The 12,483-nt window shown below is 65.8% G+C and carries 13 protein-coding genes; 7 read left to right on the top strand and 6 right to left on the bottom strand.

Features of this window, described 5'->3' with window-relative positions:
• The first annotated feature begins 97 nt into the window (after positions 1 to 97).
• The 3 genes from AC1RSI_RS02240 to AC1RSI_RS02230 are packed head-to-tail and all read left to right on the top strand — an operon-like array spanning position 98 to position 2,859.
• A complete protein-coding gene (locus AC1RSI_RS02240) occupies positions 98 to 1,363 on the top strand; it encodes a type III PLP-dependent enzyme (protein ID WP_035307304.1) in 1,266 nt (421 codons plus the stop codon).
• A 36-nt stretch (positions 1,364 to 1,399) separates the two neighbouring features.
• Entirely contained in the window at positions 1,400 to 1,774 is a 375-nt protein-coding gene (locus tag AC1RSI_RS02235; protein WP_154726141.1) for a four helix bundle protein, read from the top strand.
• Positions 1,775 to 1,815: 41 nt separating this feature from the next.
• Positions 1,816 to 2,859, top strand: a complete 1,044-nt coding sequence (locus AC1RSI_RS02230) for a 1,9-bis(guanidino)-5-aza-nonane synthase (RefSeq protein ID WP_154726130.1) — start codon at positions 1,816 to 1,818, stop codon at positions 2,857 to 2,859.
• 65 nt (positions 2,860 to 2,924) lie between these two features.
• Here AC1RSI_RS02230 and AC1RSI_RS02225 read toward each other — a convergent pair whose 3' ends face one another.
• The 6 genes from AC1RSI_RS02225 to AC1RSI_RS02200 all read right to left on the bottom strand — a co-directional run bounded on the left by AC1RSI_RS02225 (position 2,925) and on the right by AC1RSI_RS02200 (position 9,285).
• The gene (locus AC1RSI_RS02225; RefSeq protein WP_291754233.1) at positions 2,925 to 4,085 is read right to left on the bottom strand and encodes a CobW family GTP-binding protein; all 1,161 of its coding nucleotides are present in this window, start codon (positions 4,083 to 4,085) and stop codon (positions 2,925 to 2,927) included.
• A gap of 42 nt (positions 4,086 to 4,127) precedes the next feature.
• The gene (locus AC1RSI_RS02220; RefSeq protein WP_008263608.1) at positions 4,128 to 4,352 is read right to left on the bottom strand and encodes an alkylphosphonate utilization protein; all 225 of its coding nucleotides are present in this window, start codon (positions 4,350 to 4,352) and stop codon (positions 4,128 to 4,130) included.
• Between the two features lie 90 nt (positions 4,353 to 4,442).
• The gene (locus AC1RSI_RS02215; RefSeq protein ID WP_154726132.1) at positions 4,443 to 6,482 is read right to left on the bottom strand and encodes an NAD(+) synthase; all 2,040 of its coding nucleotides are present in this window, start codon (positions 6,480 to 6,482) and stop codon (positions 4,443 to 4,445) included.
• Positions 6,483 to 6,635: 153 nt separating this feature from the next.
• Entirely contained in the window at positions 6,636 to 8,213 is a 1,578-nt protein-coding gene (locus AC1RSI_RS02210) for a hypothetical protein (RefSeq protein WP_154726133.1), read from the bottom strand.
• Between the two features lie 83 nt (positions 8,214 to 8,296).
• Positions 8,297 to 9,076 (bottom strand): type I methionyl aminopeptidase, encoded by a 780-nt coding sequence (gene map, locus AC1RSI_RS02205; RefSeq protein WP_154726134.1) that lies wholly within the window; start codon positions 9,074 to 9,076, stop codon positions 8,297 to 8,299.
• A complete protein-coding gene (locus AC1RSI_RS02200; protein ID WP_154726135.1) occupies positions 9,073 to 9,285 on the bottom strand; it encodes a ParD-like family protein in 213 nt (70 codons plus the stop codon). The genes map and AC1RSI_RS02200 overlap by 4 nt, the downstream gene beginning before the upstream one ends.
• A 375-nt stretch (positions 9,286 to 9,660) precedes the next feature.
• On the opposite strand from AC1RSI_RS02200, the gene ftsY reads away from it, so the two are divergent.
• The 4 genes from ftsY (at position 9,661) to AC1RSI_RS02180 (ending at position 12,339) form a co-directional block, all read left to right on the top strand.
• Positions 9,661 to 10,596 (top strand): signal recognition particle-docking protein FtsY, encoded by a 936-nt coding sequence (gene ftsY, locus AC1RSI_RS02195; RefSeq protein WP_154726136.1) that lies wholly within the window; start codon positions 9,661 to 9,663, stop codon positions 10,594 to 10,596.
• A 1-nt stretch (position 10,597) separates the two neighbouring features.
• On the top strand, positions 10,598 to 11,254 hold the full coding sequence (locus tag AC1RSI_RS02190) for an inner membrane-spanning protein YciB (RefSeq protein ID WP_035307287.1): 657 nt from the start codon (positions 10,598 to 10,600) through the stop codon (positions 11,252 to 11,254).
• A 127-nt stretch (positions 11,255 to 11,381) separates the two neighbouring features.
• A complete protein-coding gene (locus tag AC1RSI_RS02185; RefSeq protein WP_008259635.1) occupies positions 11,382 to 11,996 on the top strand; it encodes a MarR family winged helix-turn-helix transcriptional regulator in 615 nt (204 codons plus the stop codon).
• Positions 11,997 to 12,063: 67 nt separating this feature from the next.
• Positions 12,064 to 12,339, top strand: coding sequence for a YdeI/OmpD-associated family protein (locus AC1RSI_RS02180; protein WP_008263047.1), 276 nt, complete (start codon positions 12,064 to 12,066; stop codon positions 12,337 to 12,339).
• Positions 12,340 to 12,483 lie beyond the last annotated feature (144 nt).

Below are 12,483 nucleotides of genomic sequence, written 5' to 3'. Positions count from 1 at the left end.
TGCCCCCATATCGCGGCTTCCGGCGGACCCCGTGGTCTAACCGTTAAGCGCTGCTAACGCCGGTCTGGGTTTCACAATTAGCAGGGGGTTACGTGAATTGCGCACGTATCAGCTTCCCCTGGACCTGGTCCGTGAGCGGTCCCCTGAACGTCCCGTCGCCCTCGTGCGACCGCGTTCGGTATCCGTAGCGGCGCTTTGGTTCCAGGATAATCTAAAAGCCGACGTCTTCTATGCCGTGAAGGCGAATCCGTCGCGTTGGGTCATCGAGACCCTGATCGAGGCCGGGGTTCGCGGTTTCGACGTGGCGTCCATCGCCGAGATCGAACTGGTGCGTTCGGTCAGCCATGACGTTCGCCTGGCCTTCATGCATCCGGTCAAGAGCCGGTCTGCGATCACCAAGGCCTATTTCGAACACGGCGTTCGCACCTTCTCGCTCGACTGCGTGGATGAGCTGAACAAGATCCTCGACGCCACCGGCGGCGCGGACGACCTGAACCTGATCGTGCGCATGGCGGTTTCGGCCGACGGCGCCGCCTATACCCTGTCGGGCAAGTTCGGCGTTCCCGCCGACCAGGCCCCGGCCCTGCTGCTGGCCACGCGCCAGGCGGTCAAGGACGGGCTGATGGGCGTCAGCTTCCATGTCGGCAGCCAGTGCATGCGCCCGACCGCCTATCAGGCGGCCATGGCCCAGGTCGGCCGTTCGATCAGCCGTGCGGGCGTCATCGTGGACATCGTCGATGTCGGCGGCGGCTTCCCCTCGGTCTATCCCGGCATGGTTCCGCCGGACATGAGCGAATACGCCGACGCCATCCATCGCGGCTTCAACGAGATGCCGGTGTCGGAAACGACCGAGCTGTGGTGCGAACCCGGCCGGGCCATCGTCGCCGAATCCTCGTCGATCCTGGCCCGTGTGGACCTGCGCAAGGGCGACGCCCTGTATCTGAACGACGGCTCCTACGGCTCGCTGTTCGACGCGACCCACTCGCGCTGGCCCTTCCCGACCAAACTGGTCCGGGACGGCGAGGCTGCGTCCGAGCTGAAGGCGTTCCAGTTCTATGGTCCGACCTGCGACTCGATCGACCATATGCCGGGTCCGTTCTGGCTTCCGGCCGACATCCGCGAAGGCGATTTCATCGAAATCGGCATGCTCGGCGCCTATGGCGTCGCCATGTCGACCGGCTTCAACGGCTATGGCGAACACGACATCGCCATCGTCGAAGACGCCCCGATGGCCTCGCTCTACGGCCTGGCGCCGCGCTCCATCCCCACCGTGCGCACCACGGCCGAGGAGAACGCCCGCAAGGTCGTGCGTCTGTCACGTCCGAAAGGTAAGGCCGGTCAGAGGAAGAAGTCGCGACGCTGATCGTGAGAGGTGAATCGTGAGTCGTGATTGTCAGCCATGACCGACTTGCGAACTCACCGCGATCTAGACGTCTGGAAGCTCTCGGTTGATTGGGTTGAAGCCGTTTATCGTTGCTCGGTCTCCTGGCCGTCTGACGAGCGGTTTGGCCTGATCAGTCAAGTTCGTCGTTCAGCCGTCAGCGTGGCCGCCAATATCGCGGAGGGCGCAGGCCGAAACGGAACGGGTGAGTTCTTCCACTTCCTCGGCGTCGCGCGCGGGTCGCTCGCGGAGGTCGAAACCCATCTCCTCATCGCCGCGCGTCTCGGCTATCTAACGACTGACAATCTCCAGCCTTTGCTTGCCGACATGGAGCGGATCGGGCGTATGCTCTCCGCCCTTTCGACGCGACTGAAGCAACGGCGGCACGACTGACCGCACTTCACCATTCACGCCTCACGATTCACGAGTCACCCATGACTGCCAACACCAAGGCCCAGCTGCTGCAGAACGTCGTCGAACACGTGGACATCACGTCCTTCGACGCCCGTCCGATCATCGACAGCATGCGCAAGATGTCCTTCAGCTCGCGCGACACCGCCCGCGCCGCCGACATCTTCTCCATGGCCATCGAGGACAAGGACTGCTCGCCGTGGCTGATCCTGGCCGGCTCGACCTCGGCCGGCGGCTGCATGCACGTGTACCGCGACATGGTGAAGTTCGGCATGGTCGATGCGGTCGTCGCAACCGGCGCCTCCATCGTCGATATGGATTTCTTCGAGGCCCTGGGCTTCAAACACTATCAGGCCGCCGGCGAGGTGGACGACAACGTCCTGCGCGAAAACTACGTCGACCGGATCTACGACACCTATATCGACGAGGAAGAGCTTCAGGCCTGCGACCACACCATCCTGGAGATCGCCAACCGGCTGGAGCCGCGCGGCTATTCCAGCCGCGAGTTCATCTGGGAAATGGGCAAGTGGCTGAGCGAGGGCAACGCCAAGAAGCCCGGCTCGCTGATCCAGACCGCCTATGAAGAAGGCGTGCCGATCTTCTGCCCGGCCTTCGTCGACTCATCGGCCGGCTTCGGCCTGGTCAAGCACCAGAAGGAACGCGCCGCGGCCGGTCTGCCCTATCTGATGCTGGACGCCATCGCCGACTTCCGCGAACTGACAGACATCAAGATCGCCGCCGGCGTCACCGGCCTGTTCATGGTCGGCGGCGGCGTGCCCAAGAACTTCGCCCAGGACACCGTCGTCTGCGCCGAAATCCTCGGCGTCGAGGCCGAGATGCACCGTTATGCGGTCCAGATCACCGTCGCCGACGTCCGCGACGGCGCCTGTTCCTCCTCGACGCTGAAAGAGGCCGCCTCCTGGGGCAAGGTCCAGACCACCCACGAACAGATGGTCTTCGCCGAAGCCACCACCGTCGTGCCCCTGATCGGCTCTGACGCCTACCACCGCGGCGCCTGGAAGGCCCGCGACAAGCGCCGCTGGAACAAGCTGTTCGAGAGGGGCTGAGCCGAAGCGGCTGCCCATGATAGAAAGGCCGGCGGAGCGATCCGCCGGCCTTTTTTATTGCGATATCAGGCCGCGCAACCCTCGAACCCGGCCCGCAGCGCGGCCTCGTCCAGTTCGCGGCCGATGAAGACGGCGCGGCTCCAGCGGCGTTCGTTTTCGCCCCATTCGCGTTGCAGGTCGCCCTCCAGGATCATGTGGACGGCCTGGAAGACCAGGCGGCGGTTCTCGCCCTGGACGTCGATGATGCCCTTGGCGCGCAGGATGTTCTGACCCTGTTCGCCCAGCAGCCGGTCCAGCCAGGCCGTGAACTTGGCGCCGTCCAGCGGCCGGTCCAGCGACAGGGAAATCCCCTTGATGTCGTCCTGGTGGGCGTGCCCCCTCGCGCCATGGGAATGCGCCTCGTGGGCGTGGGCGTGGGCGTGGGCGTGGGCGTGGTCGTGCCCATGATCGTGACCGTGCTCATGGTCGTGATGATCATGGCCGCAGTGCTCGTCGTGGACGTGGCCGTCCGCGCCGTGCGGCGGGTTCACGAAGTCCGGCTGGACCTCCAGTATCCGGTCCAGGTCGAAGGCGCCCAGACCCAGCACCTGATCCAGCGGCACGTTCGACCGTTCGGCCCGCACGATGGGGGCCAGGGGATTCAGCGCGCGCAGACGGGTCTCGACAGCGTCCAACTCTTCCGCCGTGGCCAGATCGACCTTGTTCAGGATGATGCGGTCGGCGAAGGCCACCTGTTCGCGCGCCTCCTTGGAGTCGTCCAGCCGCGCCATCACATGTTTGGCGTCGACCAGGGTGGTGACGCTGTCCAACTGGGTCTTGGCCTTGACGTCCTCGTCGACGAAGAAGGTCTGGGCCACCGGGCCGGGGTCGGCCAGACCCGTGGTCTCGACGATGATGGCGTCGAAGGCGGGCTTGCCGGGACGCTGGCGCTTCATCAGGCCGGCGACCACGCGGATCAGGTCGCCGCGCACCGTGCAGCAGACGCAGCCGTTGTTCATCTCGAACACGTCCTCGTCGGCGCCGACCACCAGGTCGTTGTCGATGCCGATCTCGCCGAACTCGTTGACGATGACGGCGTAACGCTTGCCGTGATCCTCGGTCAGGATCCGGTTCAGAAGCGTCGTCTTGCCGGCGCCGAGATAGCCGGTCAGGACGGTGACGGGGATCTTGCCGCCAGAATTCTGGGGTGCGGCGGTCGAAACGGGGGCGGCGAGGGTGTCGGTCATAGGCCGCTAGATGGCGGCTGCATCGCCCGATGAAAAGGGGGCTTAGGCCTTCTTCACGAACTCGACGCGCAGGACCAGGCCGCGCACCTTGTCGACATTGGCCTCGATCTCGTCGGTGTCGCCGGTCAGACGGATGTTCTTGACCAGGGTCCCGCGCTTCAGCGTCACGCCGCCCGAGCCCTTGACCTTCAGATCCTTGATCAGGGTCACGCTGTCGCCGTCGGCCAGGATGTTGCCGTTCGAGTCTTTGGTCACGTCTTCGGTCATGGCGAAGCTTCTAGCGACCGCCACGCCGAATATCCACACTCCAGGCACGGATTTTGTGTTGTCTCCTCCCCGCAAAGCGGGAGGAGACGGTCAATCTGGGACGTTGGCGTCCAGTTCGTCCAGCCACACCCGCGCATTGCCGTCCGACGGGGCGCGCCAATCGCCGCGCGGGGACAGGGATCCGCCGGTGACGACCTTGGGGCCGTTCGGCAGGGCCGAGCGTTTGAACTGGGCGGTCTGGAAGAAGCGGATCAGGAACTTCCTCAGCCAGGCCTTGATGGTCGCCAGGTCGTATTCGACCTTTTCGTCGTCAGGGGTATTGGCGGGCCAATGTCCGGCGCCGGCGTCGCACCAGGCCTGGTGCGCCAGGAAGGCGACCTTGGACGGCTTCAGGCCGAAGCGGCTGATGTAGAACAGGAAGAAGTCGTTCAGCGCATAGGGGCCTACCGTCCCCTCGGTGGACTGGATCACGCCGTCCTTGGCCGGCACCAGTTCGGGCGAAATCTCGGTGTTCAGGATGGCGTGCAGGGTCGGGCTCGCCTCGGCGCCGACCAGTTCGCGGTCGGCCACCCAGCGGATCAGGTGGCGGATCAGGGTCTTCGCCACCCCGCCGTTGACGTTGTAGTGGCTCATATGGTCGCCGACGCCATAGGTGGCCCAGCCCAGGGCCAGTTCCGACAGGTCGCCGGTGCCCAGCACAAAGGCCCGGTTCTGGTTGGCCAGGCGGAACAGATAATCGGTCCGCAGCCCCGCCTGCACATTCTCGAAGGTGATGTCGTGGACCGGTTCGCCCGCCGCATAGGGGTGGCCGATGTCCTTGAACATCTGTTCGGCGGCGGGGCGGATGTCGATCTCGGCCCCGGTCACGCCCAGAGCCTTCATCAGGGCCCAGGCGTTGGACTTGGTCCCGTCCGAGGTCGCAAAGCCGGGCATGGTGAAGCCCAGGATATTGGTCCGGGGCAGGTTCAGCCGGTCGAAGGCGCGGCAGGCGACAAGCAGGGCCTGGGTCGAATCCAGCCCGCCCGACACCCCGATGACCAGCCGCTCGCCGTTGGTCGCCGCCATCCGGCGCATCAGGCCCTGGACCTGGATGTTGAAGGCCTCGTAGCAGTCCTGATCCAGCCGTCCGGCCTCGTCCGGCACGAAGGGGAAACGGTCCAGCGGCCGGATCAGCTCGCTCTCGACCGCGTCCTCGCGCGCCATGAAGGGCACGACCGTCGCCGGTTCGCCCTCGACGCGCGCGCATTCGGAAAAGGTGCCGTTTCTCAGGCGATCCAGCCCGATCCGGTCCACGTCCACGTCGGCGAGGGTCAGGTGGTTCTCCAGGGCGAACCGCTCGCCCTCGGCCAGTTTCGACCCCAGTTCGTGGATGGTCGCCTGACCGTCCCAGGCCAGGTCGGTGGTGCTCTCGCCCCAGCCCGAGGCGGTGAAGACATAGGCCGACAGGGTGCGGGCCGAATGGCTGGCGCTCAGCATGGCGCGCTCGTCAGCCTTGCCGATGACGATGTTCGACGCCGACAGGTTCAGCAGGATGCGCGCCCCCGCCAGGGCCGCGCGGGTCGAGGGGGGCAGGGGGGCCCAATAGTCCTCGCAGATCTCGACCGCGAAGACGAAGCCCGGCCGGTTGACCGCCTCGAACACCAGGCCGGGCGCGAAATCCACCGTCTCGCCGTTCAGACGGATCACGTCCTCGGCGCGGGCCGTCGCCGGGGCGAACCAGCGTTTCTCGTAATATTCCCGGTAGTTCGGCAGATAGGTCTTGGGCACGACGCCCAGAACCTCGCCGGCGCCCATCACCACGGCGCAGTTGTACAGGGCGTCGCCGTTGCGGATCGGCGCCCCGACCACCGCGACCAGATCATGGTCGCCCGTCGCCTGGGCGATGACCGCGATCTGGCGCTCCACCTCGTCCAGCAGGGCCGCCTGCATATGCAGGTCGTCGATGGCGTAGGCCGACAGCGACAGCTCGGGAAACACCATCAGGTCCACGCCCTGATCGGCCGCCTGACGGATCAGGGCCAGGTGTTCCTCGGCGTTCGCCTTCGGGTCGCCCACATGGCTGACGGGCGTGGCCGCAGCCACCCGCACGAAGCCGTGGGTCTTGGGGGAATGGAACAAAGCATCAGCCATCGGATCGTCCGCTTCACCCGGCCCGCGCCGGTCGTTGGCCTCCATATAGGCGCGAATGATGAAGCGAGAGAGTCCTACATCACCAACCCAGACAACGCCTTTTCTCGCAAAGCCGACGCGGACCCACGCCGGGGCGTCGCCGGCGCACGTTCATTAGGGATAGGTTCCGACCGACGGCAGCCCCTCGCCGTCGCCATCAGCCGTTAGGCTCGCCTGGGCCTTGCCATCGGCGACAGTCAGGACGAGGCGATGGCTCCACATCGGGATGACCGCCTGGCCGTTTTCGACGAGGCGCGTGACCGTCATGACCAGCGCGTCCTGCTCGTCCCGTCGCGCGAAGATTCGCACTGTGATCAGGTCGCGGACGATGCGCTGAATTTCCAGACGGACCTCCATCGGACCGATCAGATCAATTTCCGATTCCTCGATATGAAGCGCGTCCGCACGACGGAAAACCGGCGTCGTCGACTGGTCTGTCGTGGCAAGCCATGTTCTGCCCTGGTCGGGCCAGACGCCTTCATAGCCCTCTCCTGCGCGGCGGAAACAGGTTAGCTGGTCGTTCTGGCGACCAAAGACGGTAAGGGCCGAGACAGACGCGCACCAGAAACGGCTGGTTCTGCCGCCCAGCGCCAACCCTCGGAATATCTCGACCTGGTGCGCTGCGGCGCCCGCCGGAATACGGGCGTTCAGCATGGTGCCCATTTCGATGTCCTGGGTGACCCGACCGGTGCGAGCATGCGACATGGTTCCTTTCGCCAGAACGCCTCGCGGCCCCAAGGGAGATCCGTCAACGACGAGAGCGGAGGGATCGAACCGCACGCCGCCCACGACGAATTCCGTCGGCTGCAACTCTTCCGGCGGCCTAGTCAGGATTTCCAGCCTGCGGGCCAGCCCTCCCTCTTCGGCGAAACTTGCGTCCAGCGGCGGCGCGACGCGCGCCGAGGCGATGCTCACCGTCTTGGCCTCGACATTCGGTGTCAGGCGCAGTTCCAGGCCGTCATAGACATAGGTCGCGGCCCCGTCGGGCTGCAGGGGACGTTCTGCGTCCCCAATGCGGGGAAAGACGCGTCGTTCGCCCGTCACGTCCGGGCCGGCCAGTCTGCGTCTCAGTTTGACTTCGCCGCTTCTGATGCGGTCCAAAACCAGCTCAAGATCAATGGGTGTGGGGTCTTCGACCGGCAGGATTTCGACCCGGTCCACCCGTTCGCTCGCGGAGGTGGGGGCGATGGCTGTGACCGACCACCAGGACCCCAGATCGAGCGGAGGCGTGGCCAGGGTGGCGCGGCCATCCGGCGTCAGGATCATGCAGACGGTCGTCGGCCGCCATCCCCACTGATCGATCTCACCCTGACCACACCATGCTTCGATGTTCTGCGCTTCCATTCCGGTCCGGGCCGTGAAGCGTCGATACGTCACGCGGCTCCCCTGCTTCATCCGGACCTGCCGCATGGCGAGTTCACCGCCGAGTACGCCTTCTTTGATCAGGCGCATCGGCGCGCGCAAGATGACCTCGTTGCGGCCTGCGGCGGTCATGACGTCAGGCTCGCCGGCAGGCTCCAGACCGTACATCGAGGCGGCGAACCGATCGATGACGCCGACAGGCTGTGGCTGGCCGGCCTGTTCCTCGACGGTTGTGGAGGGCGAGGCGGATGTATCGAGCTCCGGCGACTGCGCCGCCGCTGTGGATGTAAGGAAAAGCGCCGAACAAACAGCGATTGTGACCGGACGCATTGACTGAACTCCCCCGAGTGCGGCTCTCGCCGAGGGTGTAGCCTAAGAGCGGCGTTTCGCAACTGCATGATTGAGATGGGCGATCAGGCAGCCTCCTTACCCGCCCGCATCTCGTCCGGTCTCAGCGTCAACACTCTTGCCCCGTCCCCTGTCACCGCCACCGTATGCTCGAACTGGGCCGACAGCATCCCGTCCGCCGTCACCACGGTCCAGCCGTCGTCCTCGGTCCGCACCGTTCGGCGGCCCTGGTTCAGCATGGGTTCGATGGTGAAGACCATGCCCTCGCGCAGGGTCACGCCCGTGCCCGCCCTGCCGAAATGCAGCACCTGGGGGTCTTCGTGCATTTCGCGGCCGATGCCGTGGCCGCAGTATTCGCGCACGACCGAATAGCCGGCCTTCTTGGCGTGCCGTTCGATGGCGAAGCCGATGTCGCCCAGCTTCGCCCCCGGCCGCACGGCCTGAATACCCTTCCACATCGCCTCATAGGTGGTGCGGACCAGCCGCCGCGCCTGGGGCCCCACGGTCCCGATCAGATAGGTCTTGCTGGAATCGGCGATGAAGCCGTCCTTTTCCAGGGTGATGTCCAGATTGACAATGTCGCCGCTTTTCAGCACCTCGTCCGCCGACGGCACGCCATGGCAGACGACCTGATTGCGCGAACTGTTCAGCACGAACCCATAGCCGTACTGGCCCTTGCTGGCGGGCCGGGCCTGAAGGTCATTGACGATGAAGGCCTCGACGCGGTCATTGATCTCCATCGTGGTCATGCCGGCCAGCGCCAGCCCATCCAGATGGGTGAAGACCGAGGCCAGCCGGCGCCCGGCCTCGGCCATCAACTCGACCTCGGCGGGGGTCTTGGTCATGCAGCCGCATCCGCTAGGGCCGTCGCGTCCACGCCTGCGGCCTTCAGCTCACGCGCCACCAGGTCCTGAAAGGTCAGGCCCGGATTGGTCTCGCACAACAGGCCGATCCTTATCCAGAAGGCCGCCTGGGCGTTGATGGACCGATAGGAGGCCTTGCTGGCGCGACGCAGCTGTTCGTGCAGCGCGTCCTCGATATTGACGATGCCCAAGGCCTGACTCCGGACTATATGATTCGTATATGAAATGTATATTCGTCATTCTGGCGCCGCAAGCGGCTGTTTCTGCCGTGTCGGCGCCGCGCCCCATCCGCCAACTGTCACAATGACGCTGGTGCTTCATCAGGGATTTCAAGGTCTTGCCGAATCTTCGGGGTCTTTTCCCAGCCTGGGCTCCCGTCGGCCTCATAGTCTGCGGTTCAGAGGACGGACACGGCGGAGAGGGCGGATTTCAGACGATTCATACTATCTAGACTCTGTTTTTTCCCGCGAGAGTCTGAAATCCCCGCCCCGGCGCCCGATGACGCAGGCCGCCGTCTGCATGCGAATGCGGATGACGTCGGCCTCCGCCGCCGCTAAAGCCATCCGATGACCGATACGCCGAAAAAGGGCTGGTTCCAGCGCCTGTCCGCGGGGCTCTCGCGCTCCTCCAAACAGATGACCGACCAGGTCGTCGCCAGCTTCGTCAAGGAACCCCTGTCCGAGGCGGCGCTGGAGCGGCTGGAGGAGCATCTGCTGGAGAGCGATCTCGGCCCCGCAGCCTCGGCCCGGATCGTCGAACGCTTCCGCGCGCTGAAGTTCGGCAAGGACGCCCAGGAACATGAGGTCAAGGAGGCCCTGGCCGAGGCCGTGGCCGCCGAGCTGTCGCCGCGCCAGGCGGCCTTCGACCCGCTGAGCGGGCCCAAACCCTATGTCGTCCTGTTCGTCGGGGTGAACGGCTCGGGCAAGACCACGACCCTGGGCAAGATCGCCGCCGACCTGACGGGCAAGGGCGCCAAGGTCATGATCGTCGCCGGCGACACCTTCCGCGCCGCCGCCCGTGAACAGCTGAAGGTCTGGGCCGACCGGGCGGGCGCCGAGTTCGAGAGCCGTCGCGACGGCGCCGACGCCGCCGGCCTGGTCTTCGACGCCTACGCCAAGGCGCGGGCCGAGGGGTTCGACGTCGTCCTGGTCGATACGGCCGGCCGGCTGCAGAACAAGTCGGCCCTGATGGACGAGTTGCTCAAGATCGTGCGCGTGCTGAAGAAGATCGATCCGGCGGCCCCCCACGACACCCTGCTGGTGCTGGACGCCACGGTCGGCCGCAACGCCCTTGCCCAGGAACAGATCTTCGGCCGCACCGCCTTCGTCACCGGCATCGTCATGACCAAGCTGGACGGCACGGCGCGGGGTGGGGTGCTGGTGCCCGTGGCCCAGGCCTCCGACGCCCCGCTTATGCTGATCGGCGTGGGCGAGGGGATCGACGACCTGCAACCCTTCGACGCCCGCGCCTTCTCCCGCTCGCTTGTGGGACTGGAAGACTGACATGACCGACACGACCGCTTCTCCCGAACCGAAGAAGAACCGCCAGTGGATCCGCCAGGCCGTCGATTTCGGCGCCCTGGCCGCCTTCATGATCAGCTATTTCGTCAGCCGGGACATGATCCTGGCGACCTGGGTCCTGGTCGGCGCCTCGGGCCTGGCCCTGATCATCGGCTATGCGGTGGAGCGGCGGTTCGCCCCCCTGCCGCTGATCACCGGCCTGTTCGCCCTGGTGTTCGGCCTGCTGACCGTCCTCACCCATGACGACCTCTATGTGAAGCTGAAGCTGACGGTGCAGAACGGCCTGCTGGCGGTGATCCTGCTGGGGTCGATCCCGCTGAAGAAATATCCGTTCAAGGCCCTGCTGGGCTCGGCCATCAAGGTCAATGACGCCGCCTGGCGCACCCTGACCCTGCGCTACGGCCTGTATTTCCTGGCGGTGGCGATCCTGAACGAGATTTTCCGCAGCCCCGCCGCCGTGACCGCCCTCTGGCACGCCCTGGGCCGCGACACCCCAAATCCGAACGACGTCTGGACCAGTTTCCGCGGCGTCCTGTGGATCGCCGCCTCGATCTTCGGCCTGTCCCAGGTGCCGCTGATCATGAAGAACATGACCAAGGACGAGGAGCCCGGTCCCATTTCTCCCGACACGGGAATGTAGCGCGCGCACCTGACGAAACCACGGGAGCCTACAGACAGAATGTCGCGGAAGTGACATACGTGTCGCGTCAAATCGTAAAGCGCGGCTGGTACGCATGCGGACGAAAGACACTCGGGGGACGGTCGATATGGTCAAGTCTGGCAAGTCGTTACGCAAGGTCGGGCCTCTGGCCACCTCGCCCAGTCACCTGATGCACCGGGCCCTGCAACTGGCCCTGGACATCTATTCCGAGGAAATGGGCGCCGACGGCCTGACCCAGCGACAGTTCGCCGTGCTTGAGGCCGCCTCGCTGAAGGCCGGTCTGACCCAGACCGAACTGGTGCGGATGACCGGCATCGACCGCTCGACCCTGGCCGACCTGGTCACCCGCATGACCGCCAAGGGCCTGCTGGAGCGCGAACGCTCGACCCTGGACGCCCGCGCCAAGGCGGTCCGTCTGTCCACGGAGGGCGCCGCCCGGCTTGAGGCCGCCCGCCCGCTGGTCGAGGCCGCCGACAAGCGGATCATGGCCCTGCTGCCCAAGGGCCAGCGCGAGACCTTCCTGGCCCAGCTGGCTGAACTGGCCGCCGCCGCCGACGCCGCCCCCGACGCCGCCAAGGCCGAGGCCAAGGCCGCCAAGAAGGCGCTGAAGATGGCCGAGAAGGAAGCCAAGAAGGCCGAAAAGGCCGCCAAGAAGGCGGTCCGCCCGGCCAAGACCTCCAAGCTCAAGAAGCCCAAGCTGAAGGTGGTCGAGGTCGCCTGACTTCCCCGCCCCACGGGGTGGGCAGGACACGGCTTGCGGCGCAAATCCGGGGCTGCGAAAATGGCGCATGGCTGAGGATGCAGACCTGCCCGGCGGCGTCGTCCACCCCCTGCCCGCCGATCTGCGGGCGGCGCTGAGCCGCGACGCCGCAGCCCTGGCGACCTGGACGGCGATCACCCCCCTGGCCCGCAACGAATGGATCTGCTGGGTCGAGTCGGCTAAGAAGGCCGAGACCCGGCTCAAGCGGATCGACTGGGGTCGCGAGAACCTGAGCGACGGCAAACGCCGCCCCTGCTGCTGGCCGGGATGCCCGCATCGCGACAAGGGGACCGGAGCAGCTTAGGCGGTCCTCGTGTCAGGGGCCGTTTCAAACCGCAAGATCGGTCGAGCGCGCGACGGCGTCCGGCGCCAAGGTGGCCTCATCACGACGGATGAGGATGATGACGACGGCGCTGGACCACGATCATGCCCGGATGCTGAGTTCCTG

The organism is Brevundimonas sp. GW821-FHT10E09 (assembly GCF_058809375.1).
This window is presented reverse-complemented; position numbering and strand designations above follow the sequence as displayed.

Excerpts from the sequence above, each read along its gene's own strand:
- AC1RSI_RS02215 (WP_154726132.1), bottom strand. The coding sequence starts at position 6,482 with ATGGCTGATGCTTTGTTCCATTCCCCCAAGACCCACGGCTTCGTGCGG.
- AC1RSI_RS02235 (WP_154726141.1), top strand. The coding sequence starts at position 1,400 with ATGACCGACTTGCGAACTCACCGCGATCTAGACGTCTGGAAGCTCTCG.
- AC1RSI_RS02180 (WP_008263047.1), top strand. The coding sequence starts at position 12,064 with ATGGCTGAGGATGCAGACCTGCCCGGCGGCGTCGTCCACCCCCTGCCC.
- map (WP_154726134.1), bottom strand. The coding sequence starts at position 9,076 with ATGACCAAGACCCCCGCCGAGGTCGAGTTGATGGCCGAGGCCGGGCGC.
- AC1RSI_RS02190 (WP_035307287.1), top strand. The coding sequence starts at position 10,598 with ATGACCGACACGACCGCTTCTCCCGAACCGAAGAAGAACCGCCAGTGG.
- AC1RSI_RS02230 (WP_154726130.1), top strand. The coding sequence starts at position 1,816 with ATGACTGCCAACACCAAGGCCCAGCTGCTGCAGAACGTCGTCGAACAC.
- AC1RSI_RS02210 (WP_154726133.1), bottom strand. The coding sequence starts at position 8,213 with ATGCGTCCGGTCACAATCGCTGTTTGTTCGGCGCTTTTCCTTACATCC.
- ftsY (WP_154726136.1), top strand. The coding sequence starts at position 9,661 with ATGACCGATACGCCGAAAAAGGGCTGGTTCCAGCGCCTGTCCGCGGGG.
- AC1RSI_RS02220 (WP_008263608.1), bottom strand. The coding sequence starts at position 4,352 with ATGACCGAAGACGTGACCAAAGACTCGAACGGCAACATCCTGGCCGAC.
- AC1RSI_RS02185 (WP_008259635.1), top strand. The coding sequence starts at position 11,382 with ATGGTCAAGTCTGGCAAGTCGTTACGCAAGGTCGGGCCTCTGGCCACC.
- AC1RSI_RS02225 (WP_291754233.1), bottom strand. The coding sequence starts at position 4,085 with ATGACCGACACCCTCGCCGCCCCCGTTTCGACCGCCGCACCCCAGAAT.